The following is a 24,768-nucleotide window of genomic DNA, read 5'->3' as shown; positions in this document are numbered from 1 at the left end:
AAAGTATATCTGATTGTGGAAAAAGGCTGGCTGGAGATAAGGAGGTAGAGCTGGTATTTCATGAAGTGATGGGTGGAAACGATCATTGTCATTTGACCAGGCGCAGAGCTTTACGCCTGGTATGTAACCCTAACTTAAGATGTTGATTCGGCGCGAGCGAGGGTAAAAATATCGTAAAAAGACAGTTCACCTTTACGGACGATCATTTTTTGCAGTTGTTCCTTATGAACATCCGCGACACGCGGAGAGTTCAAGATGGCTTCAACCAGCGCGGCAGGTACAAAGCGCGTGTTGTACCATTCGCCGTTATAGCAAACGCGGAAATCCAGCACGTCGATATCTTCATAGCGGTAGCGTGGGTAGACATCGAAAAAGAAGAAACCATTAAGCAGGATAAATAATACAACCAGTAGCCAGACAGAGCCTGACAGCGTTTCGGACTGCAACATCACCGCCAGGGTGGCAAAAAAAGCAACGTACATACCGATAAACAGCCCCGGATGTTTACGGATAAAACTGATACTAAAGCGGGGTTTGTTGTCGCGTTTTTCGCGGGTATTCAGAGACTCAATCGTTTCGGTCAGCAGGCGTTGTATTTCGGTCATCGTTTGCCTTCGTGGTATCTGCAACTTTCCAGGGAACACCCTATTTTAACGTGGGAATAGTAGAGGGGAAGTAACAGATCTACCACAATTTTGCATAACAGTTGCGAAAAACCGATTACAATTTTTTAATTATTCTGGCTGGATTACCGCCCACGACAACGTTGTCCGGGACATCTTTTGTGACAACTGCACCTGAGGCTACCACGACGTTATCACCAATGGTCACACCAGGGTTAATGACCGCGCGTCCGCCAATCCAGACGTTATTACCGATGGTGACGGGTTTCCCCAGTTCAGCACCGCTATTACGTGCTACAGGGTCGATGGGATGTGTTGCCGTGTAGATATGAACGCCTGGTGCCAACATACAGTTATCACCGATGCGAATAGGGCAGACATCAAGCATCACGCAATCGAAGTTGGCGAAAAAATTATTACCGAGAAAAATGTTATAGCCATAGTCACAGCGAAACGTTGGCTCAATATAAGCCTCTGTCACCTGACCGAATAGATCAGCGAGAATTTGCTGGCGTAATGTGTGCTCTTCCGCCAGGGAATGATTGTATCGGTGAATAAGCTGACGAGCGCGCAGGCGATCGCGAGATAACGTCTCATCTGCCGAGCGATACAACTCACCAGCAATCATCTTTTCTTTTTCTGTGCTCATTACTGACCTCCGGTTGCTGAAAATGCGGCAACACAGTAAGACGAAAAGTCAGTGAAGAGAACGTTCCCATTACATCTGTGTGATAAAGATCACATAGGGTATGTCTTCATGGCGAAAAAGTATAAAATTCTTAATAAACAGCCGGTTATAGCTCCGAAAGCGAATTATTTATTAGCGAATAAATTTCCATACTGAGGAAGGGATCTTGTCGTACAGTTTATTCATGGTCAATTCGGCGAGGCGGTGATCTGCGGCTGAGTAAAATACCGCCAGTTCATTATCTGATAATTCGTATTTATTTTTCTCGATAACACGCTCCAGCGTGTCAATTGTCTGGCAACGACGTAAACGCATTAAATAATCGGTTTTCGTTAAAGGTTTTTCGGACATACTTCTACCTATGGTTGTAATAATTCTAACAAGATAAACTCGCAGGATTCTCTTTCGTCGCATTGACAAAACAACGGAATAGTCGATTACCTGACTTCCGCCATTTCTGAAGATCCTGCATATTAATACCATAACTACTGAACAACATAAAGGTGTCATCCAGATATTCGTCGATCTGCTCAATGAGCTTATTGTCTTCATTATACTTAATTTTGTAATTAAGTGCGAAGGTCGCAATATGCTCAATCAGTTCATTCAACTGGAGGTTGATCGCCGAGGTTGGGTCGTTTACCCAGCCATGATTGCTTTCTTCAAGGTTTGCAAGGCAGTCATGATACAGGGTTTCACAGAGAAACTTAAGCTGTGCGATATCATGTCTTTTGGGTGAGTATTCATCCATAACGCGTCCCCTTCTTAGCGGTTGAACTAACGGACACCTTTCGGGATGGAAAAAACTTACTGACCTGGACTTGCCCTCTCGTTTGTTAGCTTAACTATAAGCCACTCTTTGCAGGTTTTCATCGCATTATTACGAAAAATTACAATTAGGAAGGAAGCGGGACAGGACTCACTTTTTCATACTAGCACTAACCCGCAGCAGGTAAAAGCAGTTTGCTCGAACTATTCATAACATTTCAGGATTATCGCCAGATGAAATTGGTGACACTAATACCAGGATTGCTCTGAATATGACGTAATAACCGAGGAATGAATAAAGAATTACCGCAAATAATTAAGAATAGCCTCTAAATGATTATGGATTATTAAATCTATTAGCGCTACTTAATATAAATTAACTAACAATCAGTATTTTTTATGAATTTTATCCGTGGTTAATACTGGTTTTCGTATGAGATCCTGAGTTGGTGGTTCAATTACTCCTTAATGTTCGTAGGTTATGCATAAAAAAGGCCGCTTACGCGGCCTTAGTGATTACACGTTGTATCAATGATGATCGACAGTATGGCTGTGCTCGATATCTTCATTCTTGCGGCTAAAGCGGCGGCGAACCACCACAAAGAATACCGGAACGAAGAAGATTGCCAGTACCGTTGCGGTCACCATCCCGCCCATTACACCGGTACCTACTGCGTTCTGCGCGCCGGAACCAGCACCAGTACTGATAACCAGCGGCATAACGCCGAGGATAAACGCCAGCGAGGTCATCAGGATCGGACGTAAACGCATCCGCACCGCATCAAGCGTCGCTTCAATCAGACCTTTACCTTCTTTATCCATCAAGTCTTTGGCGAATTCGACGATAAGGATCGCGTTCTTCGCCGACAACCCAATGGTTGTGAGCAGGCCTACCTGGAAGTAAACGTCATTGGTCAGGCCACGGAAGGTGGCAGCCAGCAACGCACCGATAACCCCCAGCGGAACGACCAGCATAACGGAGAACGGAATCGACCAGCTCTCGTACAGCGCCGCCAGACACAGGAACACGACAATCAACGAAATCGCGTACAGTGAAGGTGCCTGGTTGCCGGAGAGACGTTCCTGATAGGACATCCCCGTCCAGTCATAGCCAACACCGGTAGGCAGTTTGCTCGCCAGTTGTTCCATCAGCTCCATTGCTTCACCGGTACTTTTACCCGGTGCCGCCTGGCCTAAGATTTCCATGGATGGCAGGCCGTTGTAACGTTCCAGACGCGGCGAACCGTACTCCCAACGAGAAGAGGAGAACGCCGAGAATGGCACCATCTGACCATCAGCAGCACGAACATACCAGTCGCCGATATCATCCGGCAGCATACGGTATTTCGCTTCTGACATGACATAAACTTTCTTCACACGACCGCGGTCGATAAAGTCGTTCACATAGCTGCCGCCCCATGCAGCGCCCAGAGTGGTGTTAATGTCGTTGATAGAAACACCCAGCGCCTGCGCTTTTTCCTGGTCGATATCAATCTTAAACTGCGGGGTATCTTCCAGACCGTTTGGACGTACGCTGGTCAACATATCAGGGTGCTTCGCTGCTTCTGCAAGCAACTGGTTACGCGCCTGAGTCAGTTTTTCGTGACCAAGGCCAGCCTGGTCAATCAGCTCAAAGTCAAAGCCGGTTGCAGTACCCAGTTCCACGATTGCGGGCAGGTTAAAGGCGAAAACCATCGCATCTTTGATTTGCGAGAAAGCGCGTGTTGCACGCATGGTAATCGCTTCAACTTTGTTTTCTTCGCCCGGACGATCGGCCCAGTCCTTCAAGGAAACGAACGCAATACCGGTATTCTGACCACGTCCCGCAAAGCCGAAGCCGTTAACGGCGAACACCGACTCAACGTTGTTCTTTTCTTTGGTCAGATAGTAATGCGTTACCTCATTGAGCACTTTCTGTGTACGTTCCTGCGTTGCACCTGCTGGCAGCTGAACCATGGTCATAAACACGCCCTGGTCCTCATCTGGCAAGAAGGAGCTTGGCAGACGCACGAACAGATAGGCCATGCCGACCACGATGATCAGATACAGCACCAGGTAACGCCCCGTACTGCGCAGAATACCGCCTACGCTGTCGGTGTAGTGGTGCGTGCTCTTCTCGAACATGCGGTTAAACCAGCCGAAGAAGCCTTTTTTACCTTCCCCGTGATCGCCTTTGGCAATCGGTTTCAGCATGGTGGCACAAAGAGCTGGAGTCAGGATCAACGCCACCAGTACCGACAGCGCCATTGCTGAAACAATGGTAATAGAGAACTGACGATAGATAGCACCAGTAGAACCGCCAAAGAAGGCCATCGGTACGAATACCGCCGACAGTACCATCGCGATACCGACCAGAGCGCCCTGAATCTGCCCCATCGACTTACGGGTAGCTTCTTTTGGCGGCAAACCTTCTTCCGCCATAACACGCTCAACGTTTTCTACCACAACGATGGCGTCATCCACCAACAGGCCGATGGCGAGCACCATCCCGAACATTGTTAGCGTGTTTATCGAGAAGCCAAAGGCGGCAAGGACGGCAAAGGTCCCGAGCAATACCACCGGTACGGCAATGGTCGGAATCAACGTCGCGCGGAAGTTCTGCAGGAACAGATACATAACCAGGAACACGAGGATGATCGCTTCGACCAGCGTTTTAACCACTTCGTGAATAGAGATTTTCACGAACGGCGTGGTGTCGTATGGGTAAACAATTTTCAGACCCGACGGGAAGAACGGTTCCATCTTCGCCAGTTCAGCACGGATTGCCGCAGCGGTATCCAGCGCGTTTGCACCGGTCGCCAGCTTGATCCCCAGACCGGAAGCCGGTTGGCCGTTAAACTCTGCGATGATGTCGTAGTTCTCACCACCCAGCTCAATCTTCGCGACGTCACGCAGCAGCACGCGGGAACCATCCTGATTCACTTTCAGCAGGATTTTGCCGAACTCTTCAGTAGAGGTCAGACGCGTCTGAGCAATAATAGAGGCGTTAAGCTGTTGGCCTTTCACCGGCGGCGTACCACCGAGCTGACCCGCCGCAACCTGGGCGTTCTGCGCTTTGATGGCGGTAATGACATCAACCGGCGTTAGCTGGAATTTGTTCAGCTCATTCGGGTTCATCCAGATACGCATCGCGTACTGTGAACCGAACAACTGAACATCACCCACGCCCGACGTACGGCTGATGGCATCTTTCATATTCGCCGCCACGTAGTCGGAGATATCCTCCTGCGTCATGGTGCCATCGGTGTTGATAACGCCGACAACCATCAGGAAGCTGCTGGATGATTTCTCAACGCTCACCCCTTGCTGCTGAACTTCTTGCGGCAGCAACGGCATCGCCAGCTGCAGTTTGTTCTGCACCTGAACCTGCGCGATATCCGCATCAGTACCAGACTCAAAGGTCAGGGTGATCTGCACGGTACCCGTGGAGTCACTGTTAGAGGACATGTACATCAGGTTATCGATACCGTTCATATTCTGTTCGATAACCTGTGTCACCGTGTCCTGCACTGTTTTCGCATCAGCGCCGGGGTAGGAGGCGGAGATCGTTACTGCCGGCGGTGCAATCGTAGGATATTGCGCCACCGGCAGTTTGAGGATCGCCAGCCCCCCTGCCAACATGATGATAATGGCGATCACCCACGCAAAAATCGGGCGATCGATAAAGAAATTAGGCATGTCTTAACGGCTCCTGTTTAAGTTAAGACTTGGACTGTTCAGGCTGAGCACCGCTTGCGGCTTGCTGGTTATTATCAGCGGTAACTTCTTGTGCTTTTACCTGGACACCAGGACGCACTTTCTGCAGCCCACTTATTACTACGCGATCGCCTGCTTTCAGACCTTCTGTCACCAGCCACTTATCGCCAATAGCCTGGCTTGCAACGATCGGACGGGTTTCCACTTTGTCATCCGCGCCAACTACCAGTACGGTGGCATCGCCACGCGGCGTACGGGTTACGCCCTGTTGCGGGACTAAAATAGCGTTTGGATTAAGCCCTTCTTCCAGACGTGCGCGCACGAACATACCCGGCAGCAGAGTGTGATCCGGGTTCGGGAAGATAGCGCGTAGGGTGATAGACCCAGTGGTCTGATCAACGGTAACGTCAGAGAATTCCAGCGTACCGTCCTGCGGGAACTTAATGCCGTCACTGGTGATCAGTGACACTTTGGCTTTGCCGTTCTCTTGTTTCAGCGTGCCATTCGCCAGTTCCTGTTTCAGGCGCAGGAAGTCGTTGCTGGACTGGGTCACATCAACGTAGATCGGATCAAGTTGCTGCACGGTTGCCAGCGCAGTCGCCTGACCGTTCTGTACCAATGCGCCTTCCGTCACGTTCGACTTACCAATGCGACCGCTAATCGGAGAGGTGACTTTGGTGTAAGCCAGATTGATCCGCGCAGTTTCAACGGCAGCTTTCGCCGCAGTTACCGCAGCATTCGCCTGTTGCGCATCAGCCAGAGCCTGATCGTACTCTTGCTTACTGATGTACTGAGTACCGAGCAGTTTCTGATAACGATTCACCGTCAATTGCGCGATATTGGCTGCAGCCTGGGCTTTCGCCAGATCACCTTTCGCACTGTCGTATGTCGCCTGATAGGTCGCAGGATCAATCTGATAGAGAGAGACACCTGCTTCGATGTCGCTACCTTCTTTGAAATTACGCTTCAGGATAATCCCGCTAACTTGAGGACGAACTTCTGCGATCCGGTAGGCACTGGTGCGACCCGGAAGCTCGGTTGTGATCTGCAGAGGTTCAGTTTTGACTGTTACTACGCCAACGGCGGGCATCTGCTGGCCACCTTGTTGGGCCTGTTTGTCGTCACATCCTGTTAGGGCTAAGCTGCCTGAGAGCATCAGAACGACCGCCAGAGGCGTAAACCCTCTGTTTTTGTTCATATGTAAACCTCGAGTGTCCGATTTCAAATTGGTCAATGGTCAAAAGTTAATAAACCCATTGCTGCGTTTATATTATCGTCGTGCTATGGTACATACATTCACAAATGTATGTAAATCTAACGCCTGTAAATTCACGAACATATGGCACGAAAAACCAAACAAGAAGCGCAAGAAACGCGCCAACACATCCTCGATGTGGCTCTACGTCTTTTCTCACAGCAGGGGGTATCATCCACCTCGCTGGGCGAGATTGCAAAAGCAGCTGGCGTTACGCGCGGTGCAATCTACTGGCATTTTAAAGACAAGTCGGATTTGTTCAGTGAGATCTGGGAACTGTCAGAATCCAATATTGGTGAACTAGAGCTTGAGTATCAGGCAAAATTCCCTGGCGATCCACTCTCAGTATTAAGAGAGATATTAATTCATGTTCTTGAATCCACGGTGACAGAAGAACGGCGTCGATTATTGATGGAGATTATATTCCACAAATGCGAATTTGTCGGAGAAATGGCTGTTGTGCAACAGGCACAACGTAATCTCTGTCTGGAAAGTTATGACCGTATAGAACAAACGTTAAAACATTGTATTGAAGCGAAAATGTTGCCTGCGGATTTAATGACGCGTCGCGCAGCAATTATTATGCGCGGCTATATTTCCGGCCTGATGGAAAACTGGCTCTTTGCCCCGCAATCTTTTGATCTTAAAAAAGAAGCCCGCGATTACGTTGCCATCTTACTGGAGATGTATCTCCTGTGCCCCACGCTTCGTAATCCTGCCACTAACGAATAACCCTGAATCTGACTCCAGGATTTTTCCTGGACATTTTCGTCGTTGCTATTCTGGTTCACTGCGTCGTGATATTCTTGCGGTTTGACTTTTTCAGGTCGTTCTTCAGGTTCAGAAACCTTCATTCATCATGACTATGTTCCAGTATTACAAACGATCACGGCATTTTGTTTTTTCAGCATTTATTGCTTTTGTTTTTGTCTTGTTATGCCAGAACACGGCGTTTGCGCGGGCGTCATCGAATGGTGATCTGCCGACAAAAGCGGACCTGCAGGCGCAACTTGACTCACTAAATAAACAAAAAGATCTTTCTGCTCAGGACAAACTGGTGCAGCAGGATCTGACAGATACATTAGCCACCCTCGATAAAATCGATCGCATAAAAGAAGAGACAGTTCAGCTACGGCAAAAAGTCGCTGAAGCGCCGGAAAAAATGCGCCAGGCGACCGCGGCGTTAACAGCACTTAGCGATGTCGATAACGACGAAGAAACGCGCAAAATTCTGAGCACGCTGTCGTTGCGCCAGCTGGAAACTCGCGTTGCCCAGGCGCTGGACGATTTGCAAAACGCACAAAACGATCTGGCGTCTTATAACAGCCAGCTGGTTTCGTTACAGACGCAGCCCGAACGCGTGCAAAATGCGATGTATAACGCTTCGCAGCAGCTGCAACAAATTCGCAGTCGTCTGGATGGGACTGATGTCGGCGAGACAGCCTTACGTCCCAGCCAGAAAGTGTTAATGCAGGCCCAGCAGGCGTTGCTGAATGCGGAGATTGACCAGCAGCGTAAAAGCCTGGAAGGGAACACCGTCTTGCAGGATACCTTGCAAAAGCAACGTGATTACGTGACGGCGAACAGCGCTCGTCTGGAGCACCAGTTACAACTGTTGCAAGAAGCGGTAAACAGCAAGCGCCTGACTTTAACCGAAAAAACGGCGCAGGAAGCCGTCTCCCCGGATGAAGCCGCGCGTATTCAGGCTAATCCGCTGGTGAAGCAGGAACTGGAAATTAACCAGCAGTTAAGTCAGCGTCTGATTACCGCGACTGAAAACGGTAATCAGTTGATGCAGCAAAACATTAAAGTCAAAAACTGGCTGGAGCGGGCGCTGCAATCGGAACGCAATATTAAAGAGCAGATTGCCGTCCTGAAGGGCAGCCTGCTGTTGTCTCGTATCCTTTACCAGCAACAACAAACGCTGCCCTCGGCGGATGAACTGGAAAACATGACCAACCGCATCGCGGATTTGCGTCTCGAACAGTTTGAAGTTAACCAGCAGCGTGATGCACTCTTCCAGAGCGATGCGTTCGTCAACAAACTGGAAGAAGGTCACACCAACGAAGTCAACAGCGAAGTTCACGATGCGTTATTGCAAGTGGTTGATATGCGTCGCGAATTGCTGGATCAACTCAACAAACAGTTGGGTAACCAGCTGATGATGGCCATTAACCTGCAAATCAACCAGCAGCAGTTAATGAGTGTGTCGAAAAACCTGAAATCCATCCTGACTCAGCAAATCTTTTGGGTGAACAGTAACCGTCCAATGGACTGGGACTGGATCAAAGCGTTCCCGCAAAGCCTGAAAGATGAATTTAAGTCGATGAAAATCACGGTGAACTGGCAAAAAGCCTGGCCCGCCGTTTTTATCGCTTTCCTCGCTGGTTTGCCGCTGCTGTTGATTGCCGGGCTGATCCACTGGCGTCTGGGCTGGCTGAAAGCGTATCAACAAAAACTGGCTTCCGCTGTGGGTTCCCTGCGTAACGACAGCCAGCTCAACACACCAAAAGCGATCCTTATCGACCTGATCCGTGCGCTGCCGGTGTGCCTGATTATTCTCGCGGTTGGCCTGATTCTGTTGACCATGCAGCTCAACATCAGCGAACTGCTATGGTCGTTCAGCAAAAAACTGGCGATATTCTGGCTGGTGTTTGGCCTGTGCTGGAAGGTACTGGAGAAAAACGGCGTTGCCGTACGTCACTTCGGCATGCCGGAACAGCAGACCAGCCACTGGCGTCGGCAAATTGTCCGCATCAGTCTCGCATTGCTGCCTATCCATTTCTGGTCTGTGGTGGCAGAACTTTCCCCGCTGCATCTGATGGATGATGTGCTGGGGCAAGCGATGATTTTCTTCAACCTGCTGCTGATTGCCTTCCTGGTATGGCCGATGTGCCGCGAAAGCTGGCGTGATAAAGAGTCGCACACCATGCGACTGGTCACCATTACCGTGCTGTCGATAATCCCGATTGCGCTGATGGTGCTGACTGCTACAGGCTACTTCTACACTACGCTGCGTCTGGCAGGACGCTGGATTGAAACCGTTTATCTGGTGATCATCTGGAACCTGCTGTACCAGACGGTACTGCGTGGCTTAAGCGTAGCGGCGCGGCGTATCGCCTGGCGTCGTGCGCTGGCGCGTCGGCAGAATCTGGTGAAAGAGGGCGCAGAAGGTGCTGAACCGCCGGAAGAACCCACCATTGCACTGGAGCAAGTTAACCAGCAGACGCTGCGTATTACCATGTTGCTGATGTTTGCGCTGTTCGGTGTCATGTTCTGGGCAATTTGGTCCGATTTGATCACCGTGTTCAGCTATCTCGACAGCATCACGCTCTGGCATTACAACGGCACTGAAGCTGGCGCTGCGGTGGTGAAAAACGTCACCATGGGCAGTCTGTTGTTTGCGATTATCGCCTCAATGGTGGCCTGGGCGTTGATTCGCAACCTGCCTGGTTTACTGGAAGTGCTGGTGCTCTCGCGACTGAATATGCGCCAGGGCGCGTCGTATGCCATTACTACCATCCTTAACTACATCATTATTGCTGTTGGTGCGATGACGGTGTTCGGATCGCTGGGCGTCTCTTGGGATAAACTCCAGTGGCTGGCCGCAGCATTATCCGTAGGTCTTGGTTTTGGTTTACAAGAAATTTTCGGTAACTTCGTCTCCGGTTTGATCATTCTATTCGAACGTCCGGTGCGTATTGGCGATACGGTAACCATTGGTAGCTTCTCGGGGACGGTAAGTAAGATCCGTATTCGTGCGACAACGATTACCGATTTCGATCGCAAAGAAGTGATCATCCCGAACAAAGCGTTTGTTACCGAGCGTCTGATCAACTGGTCGTTGACTGACACTACTACGCGTCTGGTGATCCGTCTCGGCGTGGCCTATGGCTCCGATCTGGAAAAAGTGCGTAAAGTGTTACTGAAGGCGGCGACTGAGCACCCAAGGGTGATGCACGAACCAATGCCGGAAGTCTTCTTTACGGCATTTGGTGCCAGCACGTTGGATCATGAGCTGCGTCTGTATGTGCGTGAACTGCGTGACCGTAGTCGTACTGTCGATGAGCTGAACCGTACTATCGATCAGCTGTGCCGTGAAAACGACATCAACATTGCCTTTAACCAGCTTGAAGTGCATCTGCACAACGAGAAGGGCGATGAGGTGACGGAAGTAAAACGCGACTACAAAGGCGATGACCCGACGCCAGCGGTAGGGTAAAAACGAAAGGGGGCAACATTTAGTTGCCCCGAGATTGCTAACAAAGTGCGCGTTGTTCATGCCGGATGCGGCGTGACCGCCTTATCCGGCCTACGAAACCGCAAGAATTCAATATATTGCAGGAGCGGTGTAGGCCTGATAAGCGTAGCGCATCAGGCAGTTTTGCGTTTGCCCGCAACCTTAGGGGACATTTAGCGACCCCATTTATTTCTCACTTTTCCGCCTCATCATCGCGCGTTAATTTCTTTTCATAATCACGCTTTACAATATCCAGCGCGCGCAGCACGGTACTGGCAGGGATCTGATTTTCCTCCAGCAGCACAATCAAATCGACAGCCAGTTTGACATCGTCAGGGGCATTTTCCAGTGACATATTCTCTCCATTGCTAGCGGGTTAAACGCGCTAACCTGTTTTCGATTTTTTCCAGCGCATGGCGGCAGCGTGCCAGGCGCGCTTCATAGGCTTCCACTTCACGATGCAGCGTTTGCTGTTCCACGAGATCGGTCACCCGCGCCAGACGGGCTCTGCGTTCGGCAACCATCTCACGTAGCCGCCGCTCAAAATCCTGATGCTGAATACGTTTACGCTGCCAGCGGGCAATTTTCGGTGGTGCACTGTCCCACTCGCGCAATGACCAGGCGGAGGCTTCACGCGCGATGGCTTCCAGTTGTGCCGCCAGATGTTCCGCCAGCCAGGCCACTTGCGGCAGCTGTTGCTGCTCAACTGCATGACGAAGCGCAGCCAGATTATCGCCCGCCTCGTCGAGACAAGCCTGTAGTGTTGTCGCACGAGTCTGAAAAAGATGCCTGTCGAAACGAGCACTTAGCGTGGCGAACTGTGACACCGGGGCACAACGCTGACGCAGCGTAGCGAGCTGTCCTTCCAGTTTTTCCAGCAGCAGGGCGGTTTTCACGATAAGACCTCAATGAAAATGATAATTGTTATGCTAAAGTAGCCACTCTGTAAGCTGACAACACTCAATATGCAACGAATCATTTTAATCATCATTGGCTGGCTGGCGGTAGTGCTGGGTACGCTGGGCGTGGTATTACCGGTATTACCGACGACGCCGTTTATCCTGCTGGCGGCCTGGTGCTTTGCCCGTTCTTCCCCGCGCTTTCACGCCTGGTTGCTGTACCGCTCATGGTTTGGCAGCTATCTACGTTTCTGGCAGAAACATCATGCGATGCCGCGCGGCGTCAAACCGCGGGCGATTTTGCTTATTTTGCTCACGTTTGCCATTTCTCTGTGGTTCGTCCAGATGCCATGGGTGCGCATCATGTTGCTGGTAATTCTCGCCTGTTTGCTTTTCTATATGTGGCGAATTCCGGTGATTGATGAAAAGCAAGAAAAGCACTGAAGCACAACAATCGCAGTTGCAATTATTGCGTACAGCCAGTACATTCTGGCGTTTTCGAGCACAGGCGCAGGCGGTCAAAGGTTAAACAACTGTTACTTTTGATACGTTTAAAACGCGCCGTGAGTACCACCGTAACAAGCAGGCATACACTTATGACCGCGACTGCACAGCAGCTTGAGTATCTCAAAAATAGCATCAAAAGCATTCAGGACTACCCAAAACCCGGCATTCTTTTCCGCGATGTCACCAGCTTACTGGAAGACCCGAAAGCTTACGCTCTCAGCATCGACTTGCTGGTTGAGCGTTACAAAAATGCGGGCATTACCAAAGTTGTCGGCACCGAAGCGCGTGGCTTCTTGTTTGGCGCTCCGGTAGCTCTGGGTCTGGGCGTTGGCTTTGTACCGGTCCGTAAACCGGGCAAACTGCCGCGTGAAACCATCAGTGAAACTTACGACCTGGAATACGGCACCGATCAGCTGGAGATCCACGTTGATGCCATCAAACCGGGCGACAAAGTTCTGGTGGTGGACGACCTGCTGGCAACCGGCGGCACTATCGAAGCGACCGTTAAACTGATCCGTCGTCTGGGTGGTGAAGTGGCTGACGCTGCGTTCATTATCAACCTGTTCGATCTCGGCGGCGAACAGCGTCTCGAAAAACAGGGCATTACCAGCTACAGCCTTGTCCCGTTCCCGGGCCATTAATTATCGCCAGTCTTGTGCTGCCCACGCTACGGACAGCACAAGATGTGCATTCAGCCTCGCCGTTCTGACGGGGCTGTGTTAGCATTACCCCTTCGTGAATCCACCTTCCAGCGTTTCAGAGCCTGCCAATGAGTTATCAGGTCTTAGCCCGAAAATGGCGCCCACAAACCTTTGCTGACGTCGTCGGCCAGGAACATGTGCTGACCGCACTGGCGAACGGCTTGTCGTTAGGGCGTATTCATCATGCTTATCTTTTTTCCGGCACCCGTGGCGTCGGAAAAACCTCTATCGCCCGACTGCTGGCGAAGGGGCTAAACTGCGAAACCGGCATTACCGCGACGCCGTGCGGCGTGTGCGATAACTGTCGTGAAATCGAGCAGGGGCGCTTTGTCGATCTGATTGAAATCGACGCCGCCTCGCGCACCAAAGTTGAAGATACCCGCGACCTGCTGGATAACGTCCAGTACGCTCCGGCGCGTGGTCGTTTCAAAGTTTATCTGATCGACGAAGTGCATATGCTGTCGCGCCACAGCTTTAACGCACTGTTAAAAACCCTTGAAGAGCCGCCGGAGCACGTTAAGTTTCTGCTGGCGACGACCGATCCACAGAAATTGCCGGTGACGATTTTGTCACGCTGTCTGCAATTTCATCTCAAGGCGCTGGATGTCGAGCAAATTCGCCATCAGCTTGAGCACATCCTCAACGAAGAACATATCGCTCACGAGCCGCGGGCGCTGCAATTGCTGGCACGCGCCGCTGAAGGCAGCCTGCGAGATGCCTTAAGTCTGACCGACCAGGCGATTGCCAGCGGTGACGGCCAGGTTTCAACCCAGGCGGTCAGTGCGATGCTGGGTACGCTTGACGACGATCAGGCGCTGTCGCTGGTTGAAGCGATGGTCGAGGCCAACGGCGAGCGCGTAATGGCGCTGATTAATGAAGCCGCTGCCCGTGGTATCGAGTGGGAAGCGTTGCTGGTGGAAATGCTCGGCCTGTTGCATCGTATTGCGATGGTACAACTTTCGCCTGCTGCACTTGGCAACGACATGGCCGCCATCGAGCTGCGGATGCGTGAACTGGCGCGCACCATACCGCCGACGGATATTCAGCTTTACTATCAGACGCTGTTGATTGGTCGCAAAGAATTACCGTATGCGCCGGACCGTCGCATGGGCGTTGAGATGACGCTGCTGCGCGCGCTGGCATTCCATCCGCGTATGCCGCTGCCTGAGCCAGAAGTGCCACGACAGTCCTTTGCACCCGTCGCGCCAACGGCAGTAATGACGCCAACCCAGGTGCCGCCGCAACCGCAATCAGCGCCGCAGCAGGCACCGACTGTACCGCTCCCGGAAACCACCAGCCAGGTGCTGGCGGCGCGCCAGCAGTTGCAGCGCGTGCAGGGAGCAACCAAAGCAAAAAAGAGTGAACCGGCAGCCGCTACCCGCGCGCGGCCGGTGAATAACGCTGCGCTGGAAAGACTGGCTTCGGTCACCGATCGCGTTCAGGCGCGTCCGGTGCCATCGGCGCTGGAAAAAGCGCCAGCCAAAAAAGAAGCGTATCGCTGGAAGGCGACCACTCCGGTGATGCAGCAAAAAGAAGTGGTCGCCACGCCGAAGGCGCTGAAAAAAGCGCTGGAACATGAAAAAACGCCGGAACTGGCGGCGAAGCTAGCGGCAGAAGCCATTGAGCGCGACCCGTGGGCGGCACAGGTGAGCCAACTTTCGCTACCAAAACTGGTCGAACAGGTGGCGTTAAATGCCTGGAAAGAGGAGAGCGACAACGCAGTATGTCTGCATTTGCGCTCCTCTCAGCGGCATTTGAACAACCGCGGTGCACAGCAAAAACTGGCTGAAGCGTTGAGCATGTTAAAAGGTTCAACGGTTGAACTGACTATCGTTGAAGATGATAATCCCGCGGTGCGTACGCCGCTGGAGTGGCGTCAGGCGATATACGAAGAAAAACTTGCGCAGGCGCGCGAGTCCATTATTGCGGATAATAATATTCAGACCCTGCGTCGGTTCTTCGATGCGGAGCTGGATGAAGAAAGTATCCGCCCCATTTGATCGTAAGCACAGCTTACGTTCGTCATCCTTAACGTGATTGAGAGAGAAACCTATGTTTGGTAAAGGCGGTCTGGGTAACCTGATGAAGCAAGCCCAGCAGATGCAAGAAAAAATGCAGAAAATGCAGGAAGAGATCGCGCAGCTGGAAGTCACCGGCGAATCTGGCGCAGGTCTGGTAAAAGTGACCATCAACGGTGCACACAACTGCCGTCGCGTAGAGATCGACCCGAGCCTGCTGGAAGACGACAAAGAGATGCTGGAAGACCTGGTGGCTGCAGCATTCAACGACGCAGCACGTCGTATTGAAGAAACGCAGAAAGAAAAAATGGCCTCTGTATCCTCCGGAATGCAGCTGCCGCCTGGCTTTAAGATGCCGTTCTGATGCAAACCAGCCCGCTGTTAACACAGCTTATGGAAGCACTGCGCTGTCTGCCGGGCGTTGGCCCGAAGTCGGCGCAGCGTATGGCGTTCACGCTGCTTCAGCGCGATCGTAGCGGCGGGATGCGTCTGGCGCAGGCGCTCACCCGGGCGATGTCGGAAATCGGCCACTGCGCCGATTGCCGCACTTTCACCGAACAGGAAGTCTGTAACATCTGTTCGAATCCGCGTCGTCAGGAAAACGGTCAAATCTGCGTGGTGGAGAGTCCGGCGGACATCTACGCCATTGAGCAGACGGGGCAGTTTTCAGGTCGTTATTTTGTGTTGATGGGGCATCTGTCACCGCTGGACGGCATCGGTCCGGATGATATCGGGCTTGATCGTCTGGAACAGCGTCTGGCAGAGGAAAAAATCACTGAAGTGATCCTCGCCACCAACCCCACGGTTGAAGGTGAAGCTACCGCTAACTACATTGCCGAGCTTTGCGCGCAATATGACGTGGAAGCCAGCCGAATCGCTCATGGCGTTCCGGTTGGCGGCGAGCTGGAAATGGTCGACGGCACCACGTTGTCACACTCCCTTGCCGGGCGTCATAAGATTCGTTTTTAAGCAAACGAGAGCAGGATCACCTGCTCTCGCTTGAAATTATTCTCCCTTGTCCCCATCTCTCCCACATCCTGTTTTTAACCTTAAAATGGCATTATTGAGGTAGACCTACATGAAAGGACAAGAAACTCGTGGTTTTCAGTCAGAAGTGAAACAGCTTCTGCACCTGATGATCCATTCTCTCTATTCCAATAAAGAAATCTTCCTGCGTGAGCTTATCTCTAACGCCTCCGATGCGGCGGACAAGCTGCGTTTCCGTGCGCTCTCTAACCCGGACCTGTACGAAGGTGATGGCGAACTACGCGTTCGTGTCTCTTTCGATAAAGACAAGCGTACGCTGACCATCTCCGATAACGGCGTGGGGATGACCCGCGACGAAGTGATTGACCATCTGGGGACTATCGCTAAATCCGGTACCAAATCATTCCTCGAATCCCTGGGTTCTGACCAGGCGAAAGACAGCCAGCTGATCGGTCAGTTTGGTGTTGGTTTCTACTCTGCGTTTATCGTGGCCGACAAAGTGACCGTGCGTACTCGCGCGGCAGGCGAAAAACCAGAAAATGGCGTCTTCTGGGAATCGGCTGGCGAAGGTGAATACACCGTTGCCGACATCATCAAAGAAGATCGTGGTACTGAAATCACCCTGCATCTGCGTGAAGGCGAAGACGAGTTCCTCGATGACTGGCGCGTGCGTTCCATCATCAGCAAATACTCCGACCATATCGCGCTGCCGGTAGAGATCGAAAAACGCGAAGAGAAAGACGGCGAAACCGTTATCTCCTGGGAGAAAATCAACAAAGCGCAGGCGCTGTGGACTCGTAACAAGTCGGAAATCACCGATGAAGAGTACAAAGAGTTCTACAAACACATCGCCCACGACTTTAATGATCCGCTGACCTGGAGCCACAACCGTGTTGAAGGTAAGCAGGAGTACACCAGCCTGCTGTACATCCCGTCCCAGGCTCCGTGGGATATGTGGAACCGCGATCATAAACACGGCCTGAAACTGTATGTTCAGCGTGTGTTCATCATGGACGACGCAGAACAGTTCATGCCGAACTATCTGCGCTTCGTGCGTGGTCTGATTGACTCCAGCGATCTGCCGCTGAACGTTTCCCGTGAAATCCTCCAGGACAGCACGGTAACGCGTAACCTGCGCAATGCGCTGACCAAGCGTGTGCTGCAAATGCTGGAAAAACTGGCGAAAGACGACGCGGAAAAATACCAGACCTTCTGGCAACAGTTTGGCCTGGTACTGAAAGAAGGTCCGGCGGAAGATTTCGCTAACCAGGAAGCGATCGCCAAACTGCTGCGTTTTGCTTCTACCCATACCGATTCTTCTGCGCAGACCGTATCTCTGGAAGACTACGTTTCCCGCATGAAAGAAGGGCAGGAGAAAATCTACTACATCACCGCAGACAGCTATGCGGCAGCGAAGAGCAGCCCGCACCTGGAACTGCTGCGTAAGAAAGGCATCGAAGTTCTGCTGCTTTCCGACCGCATCGATGAGTGGATGATGAACTATCTGACTGAGTTCGACGGTAAACCGTTCCAGTCGGTGTCTAAAGTTGACGAGTCGCTTGAAAAACTGGCTGACGAAGTTGATGAGAGCGCGAAAGAAGCGGAGAAAGCACTGACTCCGTTCATCGACCGTGTGAAAGCCCTGCTCGGCGAGCGCGTGAAAGATGTCCGTCTGACTCACCGTCTGACCGATACGCCAGCGATCGTTTCGACCGACGCGGACGAAATGAGCACTCAGATGGCGAAACTGTTCGCTGCGGCGGGCCAGAAAGTGCCAGAAGTGAAATACATCTTCGAACTGAACCCGGATCACGTACTGGTGAAACGTGCGGCAGATACTGAAGATGAAGCGAAGTTCAGCGAGTGGGTAGAACTGCTGCTGGATCAGGCGCTGCTGGCAGAACGCGGCACGCTGGAAGATCCGAACCTGTTTATTCGTCGTATGAACCAGCTGCTGGTTTCCTGATGTAATGCCGGATGACCTTCGTGTCATCCGGCATTTTTCTTTTCATCATCTGCACTTTCCGCAAATTATCTCGCCATTAACCGTTTCAGCCCCAGGTGCCTTTCTTGAGGCAATCGCCTGTTGGTGGTATCGTTTATCGCTTTTTCAAAAAATTCGACACATTTTAAGGGGATTTTCGCAATGCGTATCATTCTGCTTGGCGCTCCGGGCGCGGGGAAAGGGACTCAGGCTCAGTTCATCATGGAGAAATATGGTATTCCGCAAATCTCCACTGGCGATATGCTGCGTGCTGCGGTCAAATCTGGCTCCGAGCTGGGTAAACAAGCAAAAGACATTATGGATGCTGGCAAACTGGTCACCGACGAACTGGTGATCGCGCTGGTTAAAGAGCGCATTGCTCAGGAAGACTGCCGTAATGGTTTCCTGTTGGACGGCTTCCCGCGTACCATTCCGCAGGCAGACGCGATGAAAGAAGCGGGCATCAATGTTGATTACGTTCTGGAATTCGACGTACCGGACGAACTGATCGTTGACCGTATCGTCGGTCGCCGCGTTCATGCGCCGTCTGGTCGTGTTTATCACGTTAAATTCAATCCGCCGAAAGTAGAAGGCAAAGACGACGTTACCGGTGAAGAACTGACTACCCGTAAAGATGATCAGGAAGAGACCGTACGTAAACGTCTGGTTGAATACCATCAGATGACAGCACCGCTGATCGGCTACTACTCCAAAGAAGCAGAAGCGGGTAATACCAAATACGCGAAAGTTGACGGCACCAAGCCGGTTGCTGAAGTTCGCGCTGATCTGGAAAAAATCCTCGGCTAATTCGAAAGCGCGCACGGACAGTCCCCTCGCCCCCTCGGGGAGAGGGTTAGGGTGAGGGGAACAGGCCCGCACAAGCAAACTTATCAGCAATCTCAGGCCGGATATTCATTCGGCCTTTTACAAAAACCTCAATCTGCGCTATTCCTTTTTCTGATTTGACCTCTCACAGCAATTAGTTCTTCTTCCTCACTTTTCCGCTACAATTATCAACAAGTTGAATCGATAAGAGGCGGTAATGCGTCAGACTAAAACCGGTATCCTGCTGGCAAACCTGGGTACGCCCGATGCCCCCACACCTGAAGCGGTAAAACGCTATCTGAAACAATTTTTAAGCGACAGACGCGTGGTTGATACCTCACGGTTGTTATGGTGGCCATTGCTGCGCGGCGTGATTTTGCCGCTGCGCTCGCCGCGTGTGGCGAAGCTGTATGCCTCTGTCTGGATGGAAGGTGGCTCGCCGCTGATGGTTTACAGCCGCCAGCAACAGCAGGCGCTGGCACAACGTTTACCGGAGATGCCCGTAGCGCTGGGAATGAGCTACGGCTCGCCATCACTGGAAAGCGCCGTAGATGAACTCCTGGCAGAGCATGTAGATCATATTGTGGTGCTGCCGCTTTATCCGCAATTCTCCTGTTCTACGGTCGGTGCGGTATGGGATGAACTGGCACGCATTCTGGCGCGCAAACGTAGCATTCCGGGGATATCGTTTATACGTGATTACGCCGATAACCACGATTACATTAATGCACTGGCGAACAGCGTACGCGCTTCTTTTGCCAAACATGGCGAACCGGATCTGCTACTGCTCTCTTATCATGGCATTCCCCAGCGTTATGCAGATGAAGGCGATGATTACCCGCAACGTTGCCGCACAACGACTCGTGAACTGGCTTCCGCATTGGGGATGGCACCGGAAAAAGTGATGATGACCTTTCAGTCGCGCTTTGGTCGGGAACCCTGGCTGATGCCTTATACCGACGAAACGCTGAAAATGCTCGGAGAAAAAGGCGTAGGTCATATTCAGGTGATGTGCCCGGGCTTTGCTGCGGATTGTCTGGAGACGCTGGAAGAGATTGCCGAGCAAAACCGTGAGGTCTTCCTCGGTGCCGGCGGGAAAAAATATGAATATATTCCGGCGCTTAATGCCACGCCGGAACATATCGAAATGATGGCTAATCTTGTTGCCGCGTATCGCTAAAGCTGAGCGGTAAAGAACTGAGCGCCGTCGCGAAGAGCCTCGTCGGCGGTTTTCATCATCCGTGAATAATGCAAAAAGGCGTGCAGCGTGCCTGGGTAGAGTTTGAACTCACAGGGCTGCTGATGCGCCGCTAACGTCTGGTAAAGCAGACGGCTGTCATCCAGCAGCGGATCGAACTCCGCCCCGGCAATAAAACAGGGCGGAACTTCGCGAGTGAGATCATTATTAAACAGACAGTAATACGGCGACTCGCGGTCCGCGTCGTTGCTTAAATATGCCTCTTCGTACATCTGCAAATCCTGTTGCGTTAAGCCATCCCAGACACCGCCCAACAGACGACGAGTCACGGAATCCCGTAATCCGTAAAGCCCATACCACAGCAAAACGCCCGCAACTTTACCGCAATCGATCTGTTTATCACGCAACCACAACGCACTGGCGAGCGCCAGCATGGCACCTGCGGAATCACCGGCAAAGCCAATGCGGGACATATTGATTTGATAATCCTCCGCCTGCTGGTGGAAATAACAACAAGCAGCCACAATTTCCTCTATCGCTTGCGGAAAACGCGCTTCAGGTGAAAGGGTGTAATCAATACCAATCACCGTACATTGGCTGTAGCTTGCCAGCAGGCGCATGATGCGATCGTGGGTATCGAGATTGCCGAGAATAAAACCGCCTCCATGCAAATAAAATAGCGTCGCTGGGCTATCTGGCTGCGGACAAAAGAGACGTGTTTCCACCTGCCCATATTTTGTTGGAACCATGTAAGCTCTGGTTGCCATTTCTGGAGCGCCCGCATTCCAGAATCGGCGCTCAAGCGTGTAATACTGTCGTTGCTCAGCAATCGTTCCCGTTGCGGGCCAGGGCGGTAAATCCGGCTGAAGAGTATTCACAACGGTCTTCATTTCAGCAGAAATAAGGTCCAGAACAGGTAGTTTGTTTTCCGGCTTCATACAAAAACTCCTTTCAAATTACGTCATTGTAAGGAACCACTGCCATGAAAATGCGATCCCGCCTGCTGATATTGAAACTGGCTGCGTCTCGCGCGCTCCCGTCAGATTGTGTTAACATTCGCCGCTCAGTTAACCACCCGTAAAAACAACCATGAAATTTCCCGGTAAACGTAAATCCAAACATTACTTCCCCGTAAACGCACGCGATCCGCTGCTTCAGCAATTCCAGCCAGAAAACGAAACCAGCGCTGCCTGGGTAGTGGGTATCGATCAAACGCTGGTCGATATTGAAGCGAAAGTGGATGATGAATTTATTGAGCGTTATGGATTAAGCGCCGGGCATTCACTGGTGATTGAGGATGATGTAGCCGAAGCGCTTTATCAGGAACTAAAACAGAAAAACCTGATTACCCATCAGTTTGCGGGTGGCACCATTGGTAACACCATGCACAACTACTCGGTGCTCGCGGACGACCGTTCGGTGCTGCTGGGCGTCATGTGCAGCAATATTGAAATTGGCAGTTATGCCTATCGTTACCTGTGTAACACTTCCAGCCGTACCGATCTTAACTATCTACAAGGCGTGGATGGCCCGATTGGTCGTTGCTTTACGCTGATTGGCGAGTCCGGGGAACGTACCTTTGCTATCAGTCCAGGCCACATGAACCAGCTGCGGGCTGAAAGCATTCCGGAAGATGTGATTGCCGGAGCCTCGGCACTGGTTCTCACCTCATATCTGGTGCGTTGCAAGCCGGGTGAACCCATGCCGGAAGCAACCATGAAAGCCATTGAGTACGCGAAGAAATATAACGTACCGGTGGTGCTGACGCTGGGCACCAAGTTTGTCATTGCCGAGAATCCGCAGTGGTGGCAGCAATTCCTCAAAGATCACGTCTCTATCCTTGCGATGAACGAAGATGAAGCCGAAGCGTTGACCGGAGAAAGCGATCCGTTGTTGGCATCTGACAAGGCGCTGGACTGGGTAGATCTGGTGCTGTGCACCGCCGGGCCAATTGGCTTGTATATGGCGGGCTTTACCGAAGACGAAGCGAAACGTAAAACCCAGCATCCGCTGCTGCCGGGCGCTATAGCGGAATTCAACCAGTATGAGTTTAGCCGCGCCATGCGCCACAAGGATTGCCAGAATCCGCTGCGTGTATATTCGCACATTGCGCCGTACATGGGCGGGCCGGAAAAAATCATGAACACTAATGGAGCGGGGGATGGCGCATTGGCAGCGTTGCTGCATGACATTACCGCCAACAGCTACCATCGTAGCAACGTACCAAACTCCAGCAAACATAAATTCACCTGGTTAACTTATTCATCGTTAGCGCAGGTGTGTAAATATGCTAACCGTGTGAGCTATCAGGTACTGAACCAGCATTCACCTCGTTTAACGCGCGGCTTGCCGGAGCGTGAAGACAGCCTGGAAGAGTCTTACTGGGATCGTTAAGTTATCGTCGGTTCGTAGGCCAGATAAGGCGTTCACGCCGCATCTGGCATTTGGCTCTCGATGCCTGATGCGACGCTGGCGCGTCTTATCATGCCTACATATTTTTCATATTTTACATCCGGCAACCACCGTTTACCCCGTCACCACCTCACCCGCCGGTGGCGTTTCCAGCAGTTCCAGCATGGTACGGGCGATTTCACGCTCGCCCATCACTACCTGATTCGCACCACGTTCGGTGATATACGCCACTTCATCGTCATAATGGGCGCGGGCAATAATCTCAATATCCGGATTTTTCGCGCGGGCAGATGCCACAATCTCACCCGCTTCATAACCGTTGGGAATCGTCAGGATCAGCCATTTTGCACATTCCAGATGCGCCAGTTGCATAATTTCTTCGTTCGCCGCATTGCCCAATACTGCGCGGACCCCGCGCTCTCGCAGCTCATCAACACGGGTTCGTGACGTCTCAATCACCACCAGCGGAATATCAGAGGCGAGCAATTTCTCCCCCAGCAGGCTGCCTACACGACCGTAACCCACCAGTAGCGCATGGTTGCAAATATCCACTGGGATCTGCTTCTCTTCTTCGATTGCCTCTTCCAGCGTCTGCTCTTCCAGCGTTTCGGTCTTCGCCAGATATTTCTCCAGTAGTGCGAACAGTACCGGGTTGAGCATAATCGACAGGATCGCCCCTGCCAGTACCAGGTTTTGTCCGGCCTGCGGCAGTAAATTCAATGCCATTCCCAGTCCCGCCAGGATAAACGCGAACTCACCAATCTGCGCCAGGCTGGCGGCGATGGTTAATGCCGTACGTTGGGAGTGACCAAACAGTCGCACCAGGAAAAATGCGGCTAACGACTTACCAAACAGAATAATCGCCAGCGTCGCCAGCACTGCCAGCGGTTGCTGAATCAGAATTAACGGATCAAACAACATCCCGACGGAGACAAAAAACAGCACCGCAAACGCGTCGCGCAATGGCAGCGTATCGTGGGCGGCACGGTGACTCAGTTCAGACTCGTTCAGTACCATCCCGGCAAAGAACGCACCGAGTGCAAAGGAGACATCAAACAGCTCTACCGCACCAAAGGCAACCCCTAACGCCAGCGCCAGCACCGACAGGGTAAACAGCTCGCGAGAACCGGTTGCCGCGCTGCGTGCCATAATCCACGGCACCAGACGGCGACCTACCAGCATCATAATGGCGATAAATGCGATCACTTTGCCGATGGTGATCCCCATATCGACTGCAAGAGTGGCAAAGCCCACATCGCCCTGTTCCATCATTCCTGCCACTGCGGGCAGCAACACCAGCGTCAGAACCATTACCAGGTCTTCCACAATCAACCAACCGATGGCGATTTGCCCACGCTGACTGTCAATTAATTGCCGTTCTTCAAGTGCGCGCAGTAACACCACGGTACTGGCGGTGGAAAGACATAAACCGAACACGATACCGGTCATTAACGACCAGCCCAGCACGGCAGAGAGCGCCATACCCAGCAGCGTCGCCACGGCTATCTGGGCGATCGCACCGGGAATGGCGATGGCCTTTACCGCCATCAAATCCTTCAGCGAAAAGTGCAAACCGACGCCAAACATCAACAGAATGACGCCCAGTTCAGCCAGTTCCGGGGCAAGCTTGGTATCGGCAACAAAGCCCGGAGTGAATGGTCCTGCCAGCACACCCGCTAACAGATATCCCACCAGAGGAGAAATACGTAGTTTATTGGCCAGCATGCCGAGGATAAAGGCGAGCACAAGGCCGCCAACAATGGTGGTGATAAGCGGGGTGGCGTGATGCATTCCGTCTCCTTTTCCTGGTGGTTATTGTCCATTTTTGGCCGGGAAAACCAAAATTACAGGTAATAGTTTATGACAATTTCATTGATGATGTTCATGAATAATTATTGAATTTTGCAGAAAAATGGAATTAGCTGCAAAAAAAGCACGGATCGGAAAACAGAAGGCGGTTTAACAGA

Annotated in this window: 21 protein-coding genes and 1 other annotated feature; of the genes, 11 read left to right on the top strand and 10 right to left on the bottom strand. The window is 51.8% G+C overall.

The genetic code is table 11. From position 1 onward, the window contains the following. Positions 1 to 134: 134 nt before the first annotated feature. From KXD89_RS16510 to acrA, 6 genes are all read right to left on the bottom strand, one after another. Complete coding sequence (locus KXD89_RS16510; protein WP_000136192.1) at positions 135 to 605, bottom strand: YlaC family protein; 471 nt, start codon at positions 603 to 605, stop codon at positions 135 to 137. A 115-nt stretch (positions 606 to 720) separates the two neighbouring features. Then, complete coding sequence (gene maa, locus KXD89_RS16505) at positions 721 to 1,272, bottom strand: maltose O-acetyltransferase (protein ID WP_000102564.1); 552 nt, start codon at positions 1,270 to 1,272, stop codon at positions 721 to 723. Positions 1,273 to 1,443: 171 nt separating this feature from the next. Beyond that, positions 1,444 to 1,662, bottom strand: a complete 219-nt coding sequence (locus tag KXD89_RS16500; protein ID WP_001291435.1) for an HHA domain-containing protein — start codon at positions 1,660 to 1,662, stop codon at positions 1,444 to 1,446. A 25-nt stretch (positions 1,663 to 1,687) separates the two neighbouring features. Further along, complete coding sequence (gene tomB / locus KXD89_RS16495) at positions 1,688 to 2,062, bottom strand: Hha toxicity modulator TomB (protein WP_000344800.1); 375 nt, start codon at positions 2,060 to 2,062, stop codon at positions 1,688 to 1,690. A gap of 545 nt (positions 2,063 to 2,607) precedes the next feature. Next, a complete protein-coding gene (gene acrB, locus KXD89_RS16490; RefSeq protein ID WP_001132469.1) occupies positions 2,608 to 5,757 on the bottom strand; it encodes an efflux RND transporter permease AcrB in 3,150 nt (1,049 codons plus the stop codon). 22 nt (positions 5,758 to 5,779) lie between these two features. Beyond that, positions 5,780 to 6,973: a multidrug efflux RND transporter periplasmic adaptor subunit AcrA gene (acrA, locus tag KXD89_RS16485; protein ID WP_001295324.1), complete on the bottom strand. Its 1,194-nt coding sequence runs from the start codon at positions 6,971 to 6,973 to the stop codon at positions 5,780 to 5,782. A gap of 141 nt (positions 6,974 to 7,114) precedes the next feature. Between acrA and acrR the strand changes: the two genes are divergently transcribed. Further along, a complete protein-coding gene (gene acrR / locus KXD89_RS16480; protein WP_000101737.1) occupies positions 7,115 to 7,762 on the top strand; it encodes a multidrug efflux transporter transcriptional repressor AcrR in 648 nt (215 codons plus the stop codon). Between the two features lie 127 nt (positions 7,763 to 7,889). Then, positions 7,890 to 11,252, top strand: a complete 3,363-nt coding sequence (gene mscK, locus KXD89_RS16475) for a mechanosensitive channel MscK (protein WP_000177732.1) — start codon at positions 7,890 to 7,892, stop codon at positions 11,250 to 11,252. A gap of 211 nt (positions 11,253 to 11,463) precedes the next feature. On the opposite strand, the gene rsmS is transcribed toward mscK, so the two are convergent. Together rsmS and priC are read right to left on the bottom strand one after the other, a co-directional pair. Then, a complete protein-coding gene (rsmS, locus tag KXD89_RS16470) occupies positions 11,464 to 11,625 on the bottom strand; it encodes a pleiotropic regulatory protein RsmS (RefSeq protein ID WP_000051153.1) in 162 nt (53 codons plus the stop codon). A 13-nt stretch (positions 11,626 to 11,638) separates the two neighbouring features. Next, the gene (priC, locus tag KXD89_RS16465) at positions 11,639 to 12,166 is read right to left on the bottom strand and encodes a primosomal replication protein N'' (protein WP_000844874.1); all 528 of its coding nucleotides are present in this window, start codon (positions 12,164 to 12,166) and stop codon (positions 11,639 to 11,641) included. 69 nt (positions 12,167 to 12,235) lie between these two features. Between priC and KXD89_RS16460 the strand changes: the two genes are divergently transcribed. The 8 genes from KXD89_RS16460 to hemH all read left to right on the top strand — a co-directional run bounded on the left by KXD89_RS16460 (position 12,236) and on the right by hemH (position 20,371). Continuing rightward, entirely contained in the window at positions 12,236 to 12,613 is a 378-nt protein-coding gene (locus KXD89_RS16460; RefSeq protein WP_001188905.1) for a DUF454 family protein, read from the top strand. A gap of 152 nt (positions 12,614 to 12,765) precedes the next feature. Beyond that, on the top strand, positions 12,766 to 13,317 hold the full coding sequence (gene apt / locus KXD89_RS16455; RefSeq protein ID WP_000127356.1) for an adenine phosphoribosyltransferase: 552 nt from the start codon (positions 12,766 to 12,768) through the stop codon (positions 13,315 to 13,317). 128 nt (positions 13,318 to 13,445) lie between these two features. Continuing rightward, a complete protein-coding gene (gene dnaX / locus KXD89_RS16450; protein ID WP_000122013.1) occupies positions 13,446 to 15,377 on the top strand; it encodes a DNA polymerase III subunit gamma/tau in 1,932 nt (643 codons plus the stop codon). Beyond that, positions 14,710 to 14,774, top strand: a sequence feature (DnaX frameshifting element). (Overlaps the previous gene by 65 nt.) Before the next feature lie 52 nt (positions 15,378 to 15,429). Continuing rightward, entirely contained in the window at positions 15,430 to 15,759 is a 330-nt protein-coding gene (locus KXD89_RS16445; RefSeq protein WP_000467098.1) for a YbaB/EbfC family nucleoid-associated protein, read from the top strand. Then, on the top strand, positions 15,759 to 16,364 hold the full coding sequence (recR, locus tag KXD89_RS16440) for a recombination mediator RecR (protein ID WP_001195025.1): 606 nt from the start codon (positions 15,759 to 15,761) through the stop codon (positions 16,362 to 16,364). Before KXD89_RS16445 ends, recR begins: the two co-directional genes overlap by 1 nt. A 109-nt stretch (positions 16,365 to 16,473) precedes the next feature. Then, positions 16,474 to 18,348: a molecular chaperone HtpG gene (gene htpG / locus KXD89_RS16435; RefSeq protein ID WP_001776001.1), complete on the top strand. Its 1,875-nt coding sequence runs from the start codon at positions 16,474 to 16,476 to the stop codon at positions 18,346 to 18,348. A gap of 180 nt (positions 18,349 to 18,528) precedes the next feature. Beyond that, on the top strand, positions 18,529 to 19,173 hold the full coding sequence (gene adk / locus KXD89_RS16430; protein WP_001220233.1) for an adenylate kinase: 645 nt from the start codon (positions 18,529 to 18,531) through the stop codon (positions 19,171 to 19,173). A gap of 235 nt (positions 19,174 to 19,408) precedes the next feature. Beyond that, the gene (hemH, locus tag KXD89_RS16425) at positions 19,409 to 20,371 is read left to right on the top strand and encodes a ferrochelatase (protein ID WP_001250103.1); all 963 of its coding nucleotides are present in this window, start codon (positions 19,409 to 19,411) and stop codon (positions 20,369 to 20,371) included. On the opposite strand, the gene aes is transcribed toward hemH, so the two are convergent. Beyond that, entirely contained in the window at positions 20,368 to 21,327 is a 960-nt protein-coding gene (gene aes, locus KXD89_RS16420) for an acetyl esterase (RefSeq protein WP_000801813.1), read from the bottom strand. The two genes, hemH and aes, sit on opposite strands and share 4 nt — an antisense overlap. A 151-nt stretch (positions 21,328 to 21,478) precedes the next feature. Between aes and gsk the strand changes: the two genes are divergently transcribed. Continuing rightward, positions 21,479 to 22,783: an inosine/guanosine kinase gene (gene gsk / locus KXD89_RS16415; RefSeq protein ID WP_000671574.1), complete on the top strand. Its 1,305-nt coding sequence runs from the start codon at positions 21,479 to 21,481 to the stop codon at positions 22,781 to 22,783. A gap of 132 nt (positions 22,784 to 22,915) precedes the next feature. Here the strand turns inward: gsk and ybaL are convergent, their stop codons facing one another. After that, a complete protein-coding gene (gene ybaL / locus KXD89_RS16410) occupies positions 22,916 to 24,592 on the bottom strand; it encodes a YbaL family putative K(+) efflux transporter (protein WP_000546237.1) in 1,677 nt (558 codons plus the stop codon). Positions 24,593 to 24,768: the final 176 nt, after the last annotated feature.

Origin of the sequence: Escherichia sp. TC-EC600-tetX4, assembly GCF_019356055.1 — a bacterium.
In the GTDB taxonomy this organism is placed as follows: Bacteria; Pseudomonadota; Gammaproteobacteria; order Enterobacterales; family Enterobacteriaceae.
Note: the sequence above shows the minus strand (reverse complement) of the source record. Positions and strands in the feature narration are given on the sequence as shown.